Raw genomic sequence first — 15,958 nt, forward strand, 5'->3', positions numbered from 1 at the left:
TTTTTGTATTTCATAAGTTAATTAGATATTTTTGGTTTTTTATCCATATAAATTCTCTACATTTTTAATTGTTTACATTAGTTTTCAAGTTTCTACATAGGCGTTTGTATTAAAGGTTAATGATTTTATTGAATAATATCGATTGTGCCATCATTGTTAAATGTGTATTTTATCGGATGGATACTTGCAATAAGTTCCAGTATCTCAAAAATATTCTCATCGTGTAGGGTGAAAGTGTATAAGTACTTGTCTGCTAGTTCTGGTGCTATACGTATGGTGACGTCAAATCTGTCGGATAAAACGGTACATATTTTCCCCAGTGAACGATTGGAGAATTGTACGGTGGGAGTGGCCCATGCCGCATTCATGTCTACATCTTCCCGGGTGATTGATACTTGGTGGCTTTCTTTATTATACACAGCTACTTCACCGGGATTTAAGAAACTTTCTTGCGGATTGTTTGCAGTAGTAAAGGCTACGGAACCTTCTAAAAGACTAACAGAAGTCTCTGCGTTTTTCGGGTGGGAGGAGATATTGAACTTGGTTCCGTATACGGCAACGTCAATTCCATCTGTGTGTACAATGAAACGTTTATGCTTATCTTTGGCTACTTCAAAGTAGGCCTCACCTTTCAGGTTGACTATGCGGTTGTTTTTCTGGAAATCAGTATTATATGCCAAAGTGGTGTTGGAGTGTAGCCAGACAATACTGCCGTCAGGTAAAGTGACTTGTGACTTCCCGTTGACATTGGTATAGCATTGTTGCGATGTCTTACTTGTAAAATCCCAGGTTGTTCCGAAATAGAATGAAAGTGAGGAAACCAACAGTACGGCAATACATGCTGCAACTTTATAGATGTTTCGAATAGAGTGAAGTCTTTTCCGTTCTTTTCTTACTGAAGGTAGATTAAGTTGCTTGGCGACCTGATTCCAATAGTGAGCCGGCTGTGGAGTATAACCGTCTGCTCGCTCTTGTACCTTGTTCCATAAGATGGCTATTTCTTCATAGGCTTGAAGATTTTTACTGTCGGACAACCATTCTGCCAGTAATTGGTCATCATCGGAGTTGATAGTGCGTTCAAGTTTGGCGATGATTAAATTCCAAGGTATTTCTTTTCTCATTTTAACTGTTTTTTTAAGGTCTTTTACTAGTGTAACCCTAAAAACAGTTTTGACCCTACGGTAAAAATGGATTTTTTACAAGAAAATAAAAAAAATGTATTGGTCACCTATGATTTCTCTTACTATCTTCAGCGAACGGGAAATGTGTTTTTCTACTGTTTTCAAAGAAATATTCATTTTTTCAGCTATTTCCTGATTGGTGAGATTGTCGTTCCTGCTTTTTAGGAAAATTTCACGGGAGTTGGCTGGAATAGCGAGGATTGCTTTTTGAATAAGTTCATTGAGCTCTTGCATTTCAAGCGATGTCGGTTCGTCCGTGTTTATGTTTTCTTCGAGTCCGTCAAGTGAAAGTATTTCTTTTTTGTCGCGTATAAGCTTGAGGCATTTATTACGTGCGGATTGGAACAAATAAGCTTTGATGGATAAATCTGGTTTGATTTTTTCGGGATGCTGCCATAGATGGACATATATGTCCATAACTTCTTCTTCGATCTCCTGTTTGTTATCCCAATAGGTATACATGAATTGGCACAATCGGGTAAAGTAAGTATCGAATAGGTATTTCAATACTTCCTCATTGTGTTCCTCTATAGATTGGTTACTGTGGGATACTTTCATTCGGATCTGTTCCTTTTTTTTATTTATATATAATTATTCACTTTTTCCTTTTATAGGAGTAGTAAATTTAATAATTTACACGGATGTATATTTTTTATAACATCCGTGTATTATTGGGATACAGCTTTTTTAAAATATTGTCGGATGAGAATTCCAGGAGTATTTATGCTCCTTCTCCATTAAATCTCTTCACCTGTTCTGAAATTAACTCTTCATCGTCAAAGTAGTTTATTTTCATAGCACGGCGCACTTCATCCAATGTTCTGGCAGCAGCCTCACGTGCTGTTTCGCAACCTTTTTTCAACATGTCATAAATGGCCGGAATATCCTTCTCGAATTCTTTGCGGCGATTACGGATAGGTTCTAGAGTTTCCTGCATGATAGAATTGAGGAACCCTTTTACTTTCATATCACCTAAACCGCCACGTTGATAGTGCGCTTTCAGTTCTTCCAGCGAAGGGTAATCGGGCAAGTAACGTTCAAAGTGCTCGGGACGGCAAAAAGCATCCAGATAAGTAAATACGGTATTACCTTCAATTTTGCCCGGGTCTTGCACGCGCAAGTGGTCGGGGTCGGTATACATACTCTTCACTTTCTTCTGCACCGCGTCGGCTGAGTCGGAAAGATAGATACAGTTTCCCAACGATTTACTCATTTTGGCTTTTCCGTCAGTACCCGGCAGACGCAGGCAGGCGGCATTATCCGGTAAAAGAATTTCCGGTTCTACTAAGGTGTCTCCATAAATAAAGTTGAAACGGCGTACTATCTCGCGGGCTTGCTCAATCATTGGTTCCTGATCTTCACCTACAGGAACGGTTGTAGCCTTGAATGCGGTGATATCTGCGGCCTGACTAATAGGATAGGTGAAAAATCCTACCGGAATGCTTGTCTCAAAGTTACGCATCTGGATTTCTGTTTTCACAGTGGGGTTACGTTGCAAACGGCTGACGGTAACCAAATCCATATAGTAGAATGTGAGTTCACAAAGTTCCGGTATCTGGGATTGGATGAAAATGGTGCTCTTTGTCGGATCCAGGCCACAAGCCAGATAATCCAAGGCTACCTCGATAACATTCTGGCGCACCTTTTCCGGATTTTCCATGTTGTCCGTCAGTGCTTGCGCATCAGCGATGAATACAAACGTCTTATCAAACAGTCCGGAATTCTGCAACTCCACCCTGCGTCTTAGCGAGCCTACATAATGTCCGATGTGCAGGCGTCCTGTGGGGCGGTCGCCCGTAAGGATGATTTTTTCTTTTGCCATATTTGTTATTCTTTTATTATATACTTTGTTCTAAACCATTATAGATACAGAATGGTAGTTTGGCTGCAAATATAGTGTTTATTAATTAGAAATATTTAGAAAAGGTTCGGTTTTAGCCTAAAATCTCACTTTTCACATATGCCTTATGGTTCCTTTTCTACTACTTGTGATGTTGCTTTCGGGCATTTTTTTTCACTGATGCAGCTCTGTGGTAACAGCAGTTTACAGTACTCCCGTCAGTTGGCGATAGTTGTAGACGGTGAGGCAAGGATGTTCTTCCAGATATGCTTGTACCCGTTTTTTGACACTTTGTACTTTCCGAAACCCGAGGATCGCGTATTTCCACCCGTTGGCAGACGCAAGCGGAAATTTGCGAACGAAAATCCGTATCTTCCTCATGAATAGCGAAATACAGAAATATGTATAATCCAAATAGACGGAAAACAGTGGGTTACCCATCCAGAAACGCTCTTTTCACGGGAGAAAAGGAGCATTTGCAGGAGAAATGTCCATTTTTTCCATGAGGGAAGTTAACATCCCTCACGTCGGAAGTTGATATCTCTCGCGCGGGAAGTTAATATCTCTCGTGTGGGAAGTTAATATCCCTCGTGCGGGAAGTGTGCAACCGGTATATATTCGGTAAAAACGTCGCATATTTATGCGTTAAATCACACGCTTTCGGACTTTTTGGAAAGCGGGCGTGTCAGTAAAATGGGCAGTTTGGAGACAGAAAACGCCTGATGAGCGTCTTTTTGAAATCAATTTGACAACTGATTTCTCTGTGATGAATACAGTATCAAAAGAACTTATCAAGTATATCTCCCATTAAATATCTACTGTCCCTATAAAAAATATTATTGAAGAAAATTTAAACAGGCTCATAGTGTGCAGATACATTTATTATAAAGTCGCGGCTGTTGTGACGTAAACTTAAAATGAAGTCTTCCTTTTAAGGAATGAAGCTTTCGTTCTAACTTTATGTACCGGCAAAGGTAACTTTCTGGAGAATGATTATGTTCTTGGGTAGTATGTTCAAGAAACGGAGAGCGAGTAAGAAGAGGAAAAAGGTTTATGATTTGTACTTCGCCCTTGACAACGTTTTTTTTCGGAATATTTGCATCTTATTGAAATAAGTCGTTACTTTGCACAAATTTTAAAGATAACTATGCAATCGCAGGAAATGAGAAGTGAATACAACCTCCGCTCGAATGAGTTTCATTCGTTAGCCGTCGGTTTTTCTTTTTCCGAAAATGATATTTTTAGTTCTTTGGTAATGCGTTAGACCTCTTTCGGGTAACGCATTTTTTTTTGCCGGAACGTATGGGATGAACTTATATAGATAACAAAAGAGAATATGGAAAAGAATTTAAAGAAAGTACTTGTTTTGGGCTCAGGAGCGCTCAAAATCGGACAGGCTGGGGAATTTGACTATTCCGGGTCACAAGCGTTGAAGGCATTGCGTGAAGAAGGTATAAGTTCGGTATTGGTAAATCCGAATATTGCTACAATTCAGACATCAGAGGGCATTGCCGACAAGGTTTACTTCCTGCCGGTCACTCCTTATTTCGTAGAGGAAATTATCAAGAAAGAGCAACCGGACGGTATTTTGTTGGCTTTTGGCGGACAAACAGCATTGAACTGTGGTGCGGAACTTTATACGAACGGTATTCTTCAGAAATATGGAGTACGTGTGCTGGGCACCTCAGTGGAAGCTATCATGTATACGGAAGACCGTGATCTCTTTGTGAAGAAACTCGATGAGATACAGATGAAAACCCCTATCAGCCAGGCTGTGGAGAGTATGGAAGATGCTATCGCCGCCGCGCGTAAAATCGGTTATCCGGTGATGGTACGTTCGGCCTATGCATTGGGTGGCCTGGGTAGCGGTATTTGTGCCGATGAGACTGAATTCCTGAAGCTGGCTGAAAGTTCTTTTGCTTTCTCTAAACAAATTCTGGTAGAAGAATCTCTGAAGGGATGGAAAGAAATAGAGTTTGAAGTTATCCGTGATGCCAATGACCATTGCTTTACGGTGGCAAGTATGGAAAACTTCGATCCGCTGGGTATCCATACGGGTGAGTCTATCGTAGTGGCTCCTACTTGCTCTTTGACTGATGAGCAGGTGAAGATGCTTCAGGAACTTTCTACAAAGTGCATCCGTCACCTCGGCATCGTAGGTGAATGTAACATTCAGTATGCATTCAATGCTGAAACCAACGACTATCGTGTGATTGAGGTGAATGCCCGTTTGTCTCGTTCTTCTGCGTTGGCTTCCAAGGCTACCGGTTATCCGTTGGCATTCGTTGCCGCTAAGATCGCGTTGGGGTATACGCTTGACCAAATCGGTGAAATGGGTACTCCGAATTCTGCATACGTAGCTCCGCAATTGGATTATCTGATTTGTAAGATACCTCGTTGGGATTTGACGAAATTTGTGGGTGTGAGCCGTGAGATTGGGTCCAGCATGAAGTCTGTCGGCGAAATTATGTCTATCGGACGTACATTCGAGGAAATCATCCAGAAAGGTCTCCGTATGATCGGACAAGGTATGCATGGTTTTGTGGGTAATGATGATTTGGAATTCAGCGATCTTGATTATGAGTTGTCTCATCCTACCGATTTGCGTGTATTCGCTATCGCTGAGGCTATGGAAAAGGGGTATTCCATCGACCGTATCCATGAATTGACTAAGATTGACCCGTGGTTTCTTGGCAAGTTGAAAAACATTGTTGATTATAAGTTCAAACTTTCCCAATATAATAAGGTGGAAGATATTCCGGCTGACGTGTTACGTGAAGCAAAAGTGTTCGGTTTCTCTGATTTCCAAATTGCCCGTTTCGTATTGAACCCTCAAGGCAATATGGAAAAAGAAAACCTGATGGTGCGTGCACGCCGTAAAGAGTTGGGAATCCTTCCGGCGGTAAAACGCATTAATACCGTTGCTTCCGAGCATCCTGAATTGACGAACTACCTGTATATGACATATGCTGTTCAAGGGTATGACGTGAATTATTACAAGAATGAGAAATCGGTGGTTGTACTTGGTTCGGGTGCTTACCGCATCGGTTCTTCCGTAGAATTTGACTGGTGCTCGGTGAATGCTATCCAGACGGCACGTAAACTGGGGTACAAATCAATAATGATTAACTACAATCCCGAAACGGTTTCTACTGACTATGATATGTGTGACCGTTTGTACTTCGATGAACTTTCTTTTGAGCGTGTACTCGATGTTATTGATTTGGAACAGCCACGCGGTGTTATCGTATCCGTGGGCGGACAGATACCCAACAATTTGGCTATGAAGCTTCATCGCCAGTCGGTTCCTGTATTGGGTACTTCTCCAATTTCTATTGACCGTGCCGAGAACCGCAACAAATTCTCTGCTATGCTTGATCAACTGGGTATCGACCAGCCGGCTTGGCAGGAACTGACGAGCTTGGAAGACGTGAAAGGTTTCGTAGAGAAAGTAGGTTATCCTGTATTGGTCCGTCCGTCGTATGTACTCTCTGGAGCCGCAATGAACGTATGCTATGACGAAGAAGAACTGGAAAGCTTCCTGAAAATGGCTGCTGAGGTATCTAAGGAATATCCGGTAGTTGTATCTCAGTTCTTGCAGAATACGAAGGAAATAGAGTTTGATGCCGTGGCTCAGAATGGCGAAGTGGTGGAATATGCTATTTCGGAGCATGTAGAGTTTGCCGGTGTACACTCTGGTGACGCTACATTGGTGTTCCCGGCGCAGAAAATTTACTTTGCTACCGCTCGCCGTATCAAGAAGATCAGCCGCCAGATTGCAAAAGAACTCAATATTTCCGGTCCTTTCAATATTCAGTTCCTGGCCCGTAACAATGAGGTGAAAGTTATTGAGTGTAATCTCCGCGCTTCACGTAGTTTCCCGTTTGTTTCTAAAGTACTGAAGCGTAATTTTATCGAAACTGCTACCCGTATCATGCTGGATGCTCCATATGCGCGACCCGACAAGTCGGCGTTCGATATCGATTGGATTGGTGTAAAGGCTTCTCAGTTCTCATTCTCCCGTTTGCATAAAGCAGACCCTGTACTGGGTGTAGATATGTCCTCTACAGGTGAAGTAGGTTGTATCGGTGACGACTTCTCTGAAGCATTGATGAGCGCTATGATTGCTACCGGGTTTAAAATCCCTCAGAAGGGGGTTATGTTCTCTTCCGGTGCTATGAAATCTAAAGTGGATTTGTTGGATGCCAGCCGTATGCTTTTTGCTAAAGGGTATAAGATTTATGCAACGGCGGGTACGGCTGCATTCCTCAATGCGCATGGGGTGACTACGGAACCGGTTTACTGGCCGGATGAACGCCCGGATGCAGAGAATAATGTAATGAAAATGATTGCTGAACACAAGTTTGACTTGATTATAAATATACCGAAAAATCACTCTAAACGCGAGTTGACTAACGGTTACAAGATCCGTCGCGGTGCCATTGATCATAATATTCCATTGATTACAAATGCGCGTCTGGCAGGTGCTTTCATCGAAGCATTCTGTGAAATGAAGATGGAAGATATTCAGATTAAGAGTTGGCAAGAATATAAATAAGCCTTTACTTGCCGAAAACGGTTGTGAAAGCGGGAAGCCGATTACGGTTTCCCGTTTTTTGTTGTCTTTGGCTTTATCGCTATATTTGTCTCATCAATTAAAAAAGAGAACAAAATGAATGAAGTGGAGAAAATGCGGAGTTCGCAGTTGGCGGATATGTCAATGCCGGAAATACAGGTGAAATTTAAACATGCCAAGCGGTTGCTTGCCAAAATGCGTACAATGAGTACGTATGATGAGGATTATCGGAACTTGCTGGAGGAGTTGGTACCGGGTATTCCCGCAACTTCTATTATTTGTCCGCCTTTCCATTGCGACCATGGTGATGGTATCCGTTTGGGTGAGTATGTTTTTGTTAATGCCAATTGTACCTTTCTGGATGGTGGTTATATAACGATTGGCGCTCATACCCTGATTGGTCCGTGTGTACAAATTTATACACCGCATCATCCGGTTGATTATGTAGAACGGCGTACAGAAAAAGAATATGCCTATCCGGTGACGGTGGGAGAAGATTGCTGGATTGGCGGAGGGGTTATCCTTTGTCCCGGAGTGACGATTGGGGATCGCTGTATTATTGGTGCGGGCAGTGTGGTGACGAAAGATATTCCATCCGATAGCGTGGCTGTTGGTAATCCAGCAAGAGTGATCCGGAAAAACGAAGTGAAAAAGTGAATGTGCTAAATGCTTGAAATTCAATAGTGCTGAATGTGACGTGATTTTTTTATTGCAAAATATAATGCAAAAGTTTTGGTAATGTCAAAATAAGCTGTACCTTTGCATCGCTTTTGAAACGAAAGTGTACGGGCGTTTAGCTCAGCTGGTTCAGAGCATCTGCCTTACAAGCAGAGGGTCGGCGGTTCGAATCCGTCAACGCCCACACGTAATCCACACTTTCGTAAATCAAAAGGGCGTTTAGCTCAGCTGGTTCAGAGCATCTGCCTTACAAGCAGAGGGTCGGCGGTTCGAATCCGTCAACGCCCACTAAATTTCAATGTTTTTAATGACGGATGGTCTTGCAAGTGATTGTGAGGCTATTTTTTTTATCCATTAATGTCCTTTTCTTAAATTCTTTTCTTCTTTATACCTTATTACTCAGAAAAAAGCCGTAATTTTGCACCTCGATAATTATCATAAATACGATGTATGGAACTTGATTTACTTACCGCAATCTCTCCGATTGACGGCCGATACAGAGGTAAGACAGATGCTTTGGCTGCCTATTTCTCTGAATTTGCACTGATAAAATACCGTGTACAGGTTGAAGTGGAATATTTCATAACCTTGTGTGAGTTGCCTTTGCCTCAGCTGAAAGGGGTGGATAAGAGTGTATTTGAGACTTTGAGAAATATTTACCGTAATTTCTCTGAAACTGACGCCGGGCGCATTAAAAAGATTGAAAGCGTGACCAATCACGATGTGAAGGCTGTGGAATATTTCCTGAAAGAAGAATTTGATAAGTTGGGCGGAATGGATGACTACAAAGAATTTATCCACTTCGGATTGACTTCACAAGATATTAATAATACCTCTATCCCTTTGTCTGTGAAAGACGCGTTGGAACAGGTTTACTATCCTCAGATAGAAGAGTTGATAGCTCAACTTCGTTCTTATGCGGAAGAATGGGCTGGTATCCCGATGCTTGCCAAAACGCACGGACAACCGGCTTCTCCTACTCGTTTGGGGAAAGAAATAATGGTGTTTGTTTATCGTCTGGAACGTCAGTTGGCTACTTTGAAAGCTTGTCCGTTGACAGCTAAATTTGGTGGAGCTACCGGCAACTATAATGCGCATCATGTAGCTTATCCGGAATATGATTGGAAAGCTTTTGGTAATAAGTTTGTTTCAGGGAAGCTTGGATTGGAACGTGAAGAATATACGACCCAGATATCCAATTATGATAATCTTTCGGCTGTTTTTGATGCAATGAAGCGTATCAATACAATAATGATAGATATGAACCGTGACTTCTGGCAATATATATCTATGGAATATTTCAAGCAGAAGATTAAGGCCGGTGAAGTGGGCTCCAGTGCAATGCCTCATAAGGTTAATCCGATTGATTTTGAAAATGCAGAAGGTAACTTAGGCATGGCAAATGCCATTTTGGAACATTTGGCTGTAAAGCTTCCCGTATCTCGTTTGCAACGTGACTTGACCGATTCTACCGTATTGCGTAATATCGGTACTCCCTTCGGTCATATTATAATCGCTATCCAAAGTTCGTTGAAGGGTTTGCGTAAACTGTTGTTGAATGAAACAGTGATTTATCGTGATTTGGATAATTGTTGGAGTGTTGTGGCTGAGGCTATTCAGACTATATTGCGCCGTGAGGCTTATCCGCATCCATACGAAGCTTTGAAAGCATTGACCCGTACTAATCAGGCTATTACGGAAGCGTCTATCAAGGAATTTATTGAGGGCTTGAATGTAAGTGAAGAAATAAAGCAAGAACTGAGAGTTATCACTCCCCATACATATACGGGAATTTAAGCAGATATGAATGCCGGGTTGAGGAAATATCAACTTTTTTATCCGGTGGTTGTTTATAATAAACATATTAAAAAGGTATAAGAGAAACAAAAAAATGGCCGTGAGGCCAGTAGGTTTAATTTTATTCGAATAAAACAATGAATACAGAAAATGAAACTTGGCGTGATGCTTCTTCCTCAGAGGAGAACTCAGGTGCCGGCCGTGATGGTAACCAGTTTAATAGAGAAGGTGGCTATAGCCGTCCGTCTTATAATCGTGAAAACGGCGATCGCTCTTATCGTCCGAGGTTTAATCCTAACGCGGAAAATGGCGACCGTCCTCAGCGTCCTTATAATAGTGAACGTTCGTATGGTAATAGTGACCGTCCTTACCGCCCGCGTTATAACAGTGAAGGTGGCGACCGTCCTCAACGTCCTTCTTATGGTAATAGTGACCGTCCTTACCGCCCGCGTTATAACAGCGAAAGTGGTGACCGTCCTCAACGTCCTTCTTATGGTAATAGTGACCGTCCTTACCGTCCGCGTTATAACAGCGAAGGTGGTGACCGTCCTCAACGTCCTTCTTATGGTAATAGTGACCGTCCTTACCGTCCGCGTTATAACAGTGAAGGCAGTGACCGTCCTCAACGTCCTTCCTATGGTAATACCGGTGGTGACCGTCCTTATCGTCCGCGTTTTAACAGCGAAGGTGGTGATCGTCCTTATCGCCCGCGTTTTAACTCGAATGGTGGCGGCAGGCCAAGTGGGTATGGTAACAAAGATAGTTATAGCCGGCCAATTCGCCGTACGGGTGATTACGACCCCAATGCCAAGTATAGTAAGAAAAAACAAATTGAATATAAAGAACAATTTACCGATCCGAACGAACCGATTCGTTTGAATAAATTCTTGGCAAATGCAGGCGTTTGTTCACGTCGCGAAGCTGATGAATTTATCACGGCTGGTGTGGTTTCTGTAAACGGTGAAGTTGTGACGGAGTTGGGGACTAAAATAAAACGTTCTGATGAGGTGAAGTTTCATGATCAGGTGGTCAGTATTGAACGTAAGATTTATGTTTTACTGAATAAACCGAAAGATACGGTAACTACTTCCGATGATCCTCAAGCTCGTCGTACGGTTATGGATTTGGTGAAAGGCGCTTGTGATGAACGCATTTATCCGGTGGGGCGTCTTGACCGCAATACAACAGGTGTACTGTTGCTTACAAATGATGGTGATTTGGCTTCTAAATTGACTCATCCTAAGTTCCTGAAAAAGAAAATCTATCACGTGCATCTGGATAAAAACCTTACAAAGGCTGATATGGAGCAGATTGCTGCCGGTATCCAGTTAGATGACGGTGAAATTCATGCGGATGCCATCAGTTATACTGATGATTTTAAGAAAGATGATGTAGGCATTGAAATTCATTCAGGAAAGAATCGTATCGTACGTCGTATTTTTGAATCGTTGGGATACAAGGTTGTAAAACTGGACCGGGTGTTCTTTGCCGGATTGACAAAGAAAGGATTACGTCGCGGTGAGTGGCGTTATTTGACGGAACAGGAGGTAAACTTCCTGCGTATGGGCTCTTTTGAGTAATATAAATAAGTTATTTAAAACTGTTTTTATGGAAAAGATTAGTAGAACAAAAATTGTTGACTTGTTGAAGCGCGAAGATTTTGGCGCCATGGTCAATGTGAAAGGTTGGGTTCGTACCCGCAGAGGTAGTAAACAAGTAAACTTTATCGCGCTGAATGACGGTTCTACAATAAATAATGTGCAGGTTGTGGTGGATTTGGCAAACTTCAATGAGGATATGCTGAAAGATATTACTACCGGTGCTTGTTTGAGCGTGAACGGTATGTTGACGGAATCTGTGGGCTCCGGTCAGAAAGCTGAAATACAGGCTTGTGATATTGAAGTTCTGGGAACCTGTGATAATACCTATCCATTGCAGAAGAAAGGCCATTCTATGGAATTCCTTCGTGAGATAGCTCATTTGCGTCCGCGTACAAATACGTTCGGTGCAGTGTTCCGTATTCGGCACAATATGGCCATTGCCATTCATAAGTTTTTTCACGAAAAAGGATTTTTCTACTTTCATACACCTATCATCACGGCTTCTGACTGTGAGGGTGCCGGACAAATGTTTCAGGTAACTACAATGAACTTGTATGACTTGAAGAAAGACGAAAATGGTTCTATCGTTTATGATGATGACTTCTTCGGTAAGCAGGCCAGTCTTACAGTTTCCGGTCAGTTGGAAGGTGAACTCGCTGCGACTTCATTGGGGGCTATCTATACATTTGGACCTACATTCCGTGCGGAAAACTCCAATACTCCCCGCCACTTGGCTGAGTTCTGGATGGTTGAGCCGGAAGTGGCCTTTAATGATATTGTCGATAACATGGACTTGGCGGAAGAGTTTATCAAGTATTGTGTGCAGTGGGCTCTTGATAACTGTGCCGATGACGTAAAGTTCCTTAACGATATGTTCGATAAGGGGTTGATAGAACGTCTGCAAGGTGTATTGAAGGAAAGTTTTGTTCGTCTGCCCTACACGGAAGGTATCAAAATTCTGGAGGAAGCTATAGCCAAAGGGCATAAGTTTGAGTTCCCGGTATATTGGGGAGTAGACTTGGCGTCTGAGCACGAACGTTATCTGGTAGAAGAACATTTTAAACGTCCGGTTATTCTGACTGATTATCCAAAGGAAATCAAGGCTTTCTATATGAAACAGAATGAAGACGGTAAGACAGTACGTGCTATGGATGTTCTTTTCCCGAAAATCGGTGAGATTATCGGCGGTTCCGAACGTGAAGCGGACTATAACAAGCTGATGACCCGTATTGATGAACTCCATATTCCAATGAAAGATATGTGGTGGTATCTCGATACGCGTAAGTTCGGTACTTGTCCTCATTCCGGATTTGGTTTGGGTTTTGAACGTTTGCTGTTGTTTGTTACCGGAATGACAAATATCCGTGATGTGATACCTTTCCCGCGTACGCCTCGCAATGCTGATTTCTAACAATTAGGATGAATTAACGGAGTATAGATTGAAGAGTCCGCATAAACTTTAAGTTATGCGGACTTTTTTATGCTTTGAATTGTTATTTTCTCGAAATAATTCTTTATATTTGTCTCAATAGGAATGACGTGACGTTAACCAATATCATACGAATATGAAAAGAATTTATTTCTTTACCATGCTGGCAGCGATGCTGTTTGCGGTAACAAATCTCAAGGCGCAGGGTAAGTCTGCTTTTAAACCTGCCCATTTGGAAGGTATCTGGCAGTTGTGTCATTATGTATCTGAGATCCCCGATGTCCCGGGAACATTGAAGCCGAGTAATACATTTAAAGTGTTGAGTGATGACGGACGAATTGTGAATTTTACGATACGTCCCGGATCGGATGCGATCGTTACCGGATACGGTACATATCAACAAATATCGGACAACTCCTATAAAGAAAGCATCGAAAAAAACATCCATCTGCCTATGCTTGATAATAAAGATAATGTACTTGAATTTGAAATGGGTGAAGGTGGGCTGATGTATTTGAAGTACTTTATTTCCAAAGATTTGAATGGCAATGAGCTGAATACTTGGTTCCATGAGACATGGAAACGGGTCAATATGCCTTCTAAGTTTCCGGAAGATATTGTCAGATGATTTGTTTGTGACAGATTTACCCTTGCCGGTTAAGTGGTAGGGGCAGGGCAAAGCGAAGAAATTGCTCTTCTGATATGTGCGAATATAAGTCATGTCGGGAGATGCTTCTTCGCTTTGTCCTGAATAACAGTACTTATCGTCCGGCCGGCTATCTAAAAAAAAGAAGAAAACGTTTGCCAGTTATCAGAAAATCTGTACCTTTGCAAGCCGATTATTATCTCAAAAGGATAAGCATTTAATTCATAGCGAGTTAATCTTCCTTTGTCCGGGGTGAATAACTTGTGGTGAAGAAAATATTTTAGTAGTAACATTTTAAAAAAACAATTAAGAGTGGATACTTTAAGTTACAAGACCATTTCTGCAAACAAGGCTACAGTGACTAAAGAATGGGTCATTGTTGACGCTACAGACCAAGTGTTAGGCCGTCTGGGCGCAAAAGTTGCGAAACTGTTGAGAGGAAAGTATAAACCAAACTTTACTCCTCACGTAGATTGTGGCGATAATGTAATCATTATCAATGCCGACAAAGTAAAATTAACCGGTAACAAATGGAATGACAAGGTATATCTGTCATATACAGGTTATCCCGGCGGTCAGAGAGAAATCACTCCTGCTCGTTTGCAGGCAAAACCGAACGGTGATGACAAGTTGCTGAGAAAAGTAGTAAAGGGTATGCTGCCTAAGAATAAACTGGGCGCTCAATTGCTGGGCAATATGTACGTTTATGCAGGTGGTGAGCACAAACATGCAGCTCAAAACCCGAAAATGATTGATATTAACGCACTTAAATAAGAGATAATGGAAGTAGTAAATGCATTAGGCAGACGTAAAAGTGCAATTGCACGTATTTTCGTAAGCGAAGGTACTGGAAAGATTACTATTAACAAGAGAGACCTCGCAGAGTACTTTCCATCAAGCATTCTTCAATATGTGGTAAAACAACCGTTGAACAAGCTGGGTGTTGCTGAAAAGTACGACATCAAAGTTAATCTCTGCGGTGGTGGTTTCACCGGTCAGTCTCAGGCATTGCGTTTGGCAATCGCTCGTGCATTGGTAAAAATCAATGCTGAAGACAAGGCTGCTCTCCGCGCTGAAGGCTTTATGACTCGTGATCCGCGTTCTGTTGAACGTAAGAAACCGGGACAGCCGAAAGCACGTCGTAGATTCCAGTTCAGTAAACGTTAAGAGTTGGAGAACGGTTGGGGCGGACAAGTTGCTTAATTCTCGACTTTCACCTCTCAACTCTCAACTGAAAAAGCGTTTAGTATCTAAACTACCGGGACTCTTCATCTGGATAGGCTACCCGGCGGTTGGTTTAGAAAAAACAAAAAAGAAAGTAAACGATTTAAAGATTAAAACAAAATGTCAAGAACAAATTTTGATACATTATTGGAAGCCGGTTGTCACTTCGGGCATTTAAAAAGAAAGTGGAACCCTTCAATGGCTCCTTATATTTTCATGGAGCGCAATGGTATTCATATCATTGACCTCAACAAGACGGTTGCTAAAATTGACGAAGCTGCTGAAGCTTTGAAGCAAATCGCTAAATCAGGAAAGAAAGTCCTGTTTGTTGCTACTAAAAAACAAGCTAAGCAGGTGGTTGCCGATAAGGCTTCATCTGTAAATATGCCTTATGTAATCGAGCGCTGGCCAGGTGGTATGTTGACTAATTTTCCGACAATCCGTAAGGCTGTAAAGAAGATGGCTACTATCGATAAGTTGACTAATGATGGTACTTATTCAAACCTTTCTAAAAGAGAAATTCTTCAGATCTCTCGTCAACGTGCAAAGTTAGACAAGACTTTGGGTTCTATTGCTGACCTGACTCGTTTGCCGTCTGCTCTGTTCGTAGTTGACGTAATGAAGGAAAATATCGCTGTTCGCGAAGCTAATCGTTTGGGTATCCCTGTATTCGGTATAGTTGATACTAACTCTGATCCTTCAAATATTGATTTCGTAATTCCGGCAAATGATGATGCAACTAAGTCAGTAGAAGTTATCCTTGATGCTTGTTGCGCTGCTATGCAGGAAGGTTTGGAAGAGCGTAAAGCTGAAAAGGTAGATATGGAAGCTGCCGGTGAGGCTCCTGCTAACAAAGGCAAGAAGAAAGCTACAAAGGCAAGACTCGACAAATCCGATGAGGAAGCAATCAATGCTGCTAAGGCTGCTGCTTTCATGAAGGAAGACGAAGAGGCTTAATTATATAGTTGAGAGTTGAGAATTGAAAG

13 protein-coding genes and 2 tRNA genes are annotated in these 15,958 nt (G+C 42.0%); 11 read left to right on the top strand and 4 right to left on the bottom strand.

What is annotated here, in order from left to right; translation table 11 throughout:
- Positions 1-125: 125 nt before the first annotated feature.
- The 4 genes from DXC10_RS06790 to DXC10_RS06805 all read right to left on the bottom strand — a co-directional run bounded on the left by DXC10_RS06790 (position 126) and on the right by DXC10_RS06805 (position 3,462).
- Complete coding sequence (locus DXC10_RS06790) at positions 126-1,121, bottom strand: FecR family protein (RefSeq protein WP_117737559.1); 996 nt, start codon at positions 1,119-1,121, stop codon at positions 126-128.
- A gap of 75 nt (positions 1,122-1,196) precedes the next feature.
- Complete coding sequence (locus DXC10_RS06795; RefSeq protein ID WP_101543545.1) at positions 1,197-1,739, bottom strand: RNA polymerase sigma-70 factor; 543 nt, start codon at positions 1,737-1,739, stop codon at positions 1,197-1,199.
- Between the two features lie 163 nt (positions 1,740-1,902).
- Positions 1,903-3,003 (bottom strand): tryptophan--tRNA ligase, encoded by a 1,101-nt coding sequence (trpS, locus tag DXC10_RS06800; protein WP_117737560.1) that lies wholly within the window; start codon positions 3,001-3,003, stop codon positions 1,903-1,905.
- 222 nt (positions 3,004-3,225) lie between these two features.
- Positions 3,226-3,462: a hypothetical protein gene (locus tag DXC10_RS06805; protein WP_101543550.1), complete on the bottom strand. Its 237-nt coding sequence runs from the start codon at positions 3,460-3,462 to the stop codon at positions 3,226-3,228.
- An 895-nt stretch (positions 3,463-4,357) separates the two neighbouring features.
- Between DXC10_RS06805 and carB the strand changes: the two genes are divergently transcribed.
- The 11 genes from carB (at position 4,358) to rpsB (ending at position 15,929) form a co-directional block, all read left to right on the top strand.
- Positions 4,358-7,579, top strand: a complete 3,222-nt coding sequence (gene carB, locus DXC10_RS06810; protein ID WP_101543552.1) for a carbamoyl-phosphate synthase (glutamine-hydrolyzing) large subunit — start codon at positions 4,358-4,360, stop codon at positions 7,577-7,579.
- 114 nt (positions 7,580-7,693) lie between these two features.
- Positions 7,694-8,254 carry a sugar O-acetyltransferase gene (locus tag DXC10_RS06815; RefSeq protein WP_101543554.1) on the top strand — a complete coding sequence of 187 codons (561 nt, stop codon included), beginning with the start codon at positions 7,694-7,696 and terminating at the stop codon, positions 8,252-8,254.
- Between the two features lie 130 nt (positions 8,255-8,384).
- Positions 8,385-8,459, top strand: a tRNA-Val gene (locus DXC10_RS06820).
- A gap of 29 nt (positions 8,460-8,488) precedes the next feature.
- Positions 8,489-8,563 (top strand) — tRNA-Val (locus DXC10_RS06825).
- A 162-nt stretch (positions 8,564-8,725) separates the two neighbouring features.
- Positions 8,726-10,072, top strand: a complete 1,347-nt coding sequence (gene purB, locus DXC10_RS06830; protein WP_117737561.1) for an adenylosuccinate lyase — start codon at positions 8,726-8,728, stop codon at positions 10,070-10,072.
- Between the two features lie 137 nt (positions 10,073-10,209).
- Entirely contained in the window at positions 10,210-11,652 is a 1,443-nt protein-coding gene (locus DXC10_RS06835; protein ID WP_117737562.1) for a pseudouridine synthase, read from the top strand.
- A 28-nt stretch (positions 11,653-11,680) separates the two neighbouring features.
- Positions 11,681-13,084: an asparagine--tRNA ligase gene (gene asnS / locus DXC10_RS06840; RefSeq protein ID WP_117737563.1), complete on the top strand. Its 1,404-nt coding sequence runs from the start codon at positions 11,681-11,683 to the stop codon at positions 13,082-13,084.
- Between the two features lie 154 nt (positions 13,085-13,238).
- Positions 13,239-13,730: a DUF4488 domain-containing protein gene (locus tag DXC10_RS06845; RefSeq protein ID WP_101543561.1), complete on the top strand. Its 492-nt coding sequence runs from the start codon at positions 13,239-13,241 to the stop codon at positions 13,728-13,730.
- A gap of 330 nt (positions 13,731-14,060) precedes the next feature.
- Positions 14,061-14,522 (top strand): 50S ribosomal protein L13, encoded by a 462-nt coding sequence (gene rplM, locus DXC10_RS06855; RefSeq protein WP_101543563.1) that lies wholly within the window; start codon positions 14,061-14,063, stop codon positions 14,520-14,522.
- Between the two features lie 6 nt (positions 14,523-14,528).
- Positions 14,529-14,915 carry a 30S ribosomal protein S9 gene (gene rpsI / locus DXC10_RS06860; RefSeq protein ID WP_004288304.1) on the top strand — a complete coding sequence of 129 codons (387 nt, stop codon included), beginning with the start codon at positions 14,529-14,531 and terminating at the stop codon, positions 14,913-14,915.
- 177 nt (positions 14,916-15,092) lie between these two features.
- Positions 15,093-15,929 carry a 30S ribosomal protein S2 gene (rpsB, locus tag DXC10_RS06865; protein WP_101543565.1) on the top strand — a complete coding sequence of 279 codons (837 nt, stop codon included), beginning with the start codon at positions 15,093-15,095 and terminating at the stop codon, positions 15,927-15,929.
- Positions 15,930-15,958: the final 29 nt, after the last annotated feature.

It is taken from the genome of Bacteroides sp. OM08-11 (assembly GCF_003438665.1).
GTDB lineage: Bacteria > Bacteroidota > Bacteroidia > Bacteroidales > Bacteroidaceae > Bacteroides > Bacteroides cutis.

Excerpts from the sequence above, each read along its gene's own strand:
- DXC10_RS06790 (WP_117737559.1), bottom strand. The coding sequence starts at position 1,121 with ATGAGAAAAGAAATACCTTGGAATTTAATCATCGCCAAACTTGAACGC.
- DXC10_RS06795 (WP_101543545.1), bottom strand. The coding sequence starts at position 1,739 with ATGAAAGTATCCCACAGTAACCAATCTATAGAGGAACACAATGAGGAA.
- trpS (WP_117737560.1), bottom strand. The coding sequence starts at position 3,003 with ATGGCAAAAGAAAAAATCATCCTTACGGGCGACCGCCCCACAGGACGC.
- DXC10_RS06805 (WP_101543550.1), bottom strand. The coding sequence starts at position 3,462 with ATGGGTAACCCACTGTTTTCCGTCTATTTGGATTATACATATTTCTGT.
- carB (WP_101543552.1), top strand. The coding sequence starts at position 4,358 with ATGGAAAAGAATTTAAAGAAAGTACTTGTTTTGGGCTCAGGAGCGCTC.
- DXC10_RS06815 (WP_101543554.1), top strand. The coding sequence starts at position 7,694 with ATGAATGAAGTGGAGAAAATGCGGAGTTCGCAGTTGGCGGATATGTCA.
- purB (WP_117737561.1), top strand. The coding sequence starts at position 8,726 with ATGGAACTTGATTTACTTACCGCAATCTCTCCGATTGACGGCCGATAC.
- DXC10_RS06835 (WP_117737562.1), top strand. The coding sequence starts at position 10,210 with ATGAATACAGAAAATGAAACTTGGCGTGATGCTTCTTCCTCAGAGGAG.
- asnS (WP_117737563.1), top strand. The coding sequence starts at position 11,681 with ATGGAAAAGATTAGTAGAACAAAAATTGTTGACTTGTTGAAGCGCGAA.
- DXC10_RS06845 (WP_101543561.1), top strand. The coding sequence starts at position 13,239 with ATGAAAAGAATTTATTTCTTTACCATGCTGGCAGCGATGCTGTTTGCG.
- rpsI (WP_004288304.1), top strand. The coding sequence starts at position 14,529 with ATGGAAGTAGTAAATGCATTAGGCAGACGTAAAAGTGCAATTGCACGT.
- rpsB (WP_101543565.1), top strand. The coding sequence starts at position 15,093 with ATGTCAAGAACAAATTTTGATACATTATTGGAAGCCGGTTGTCACTTC.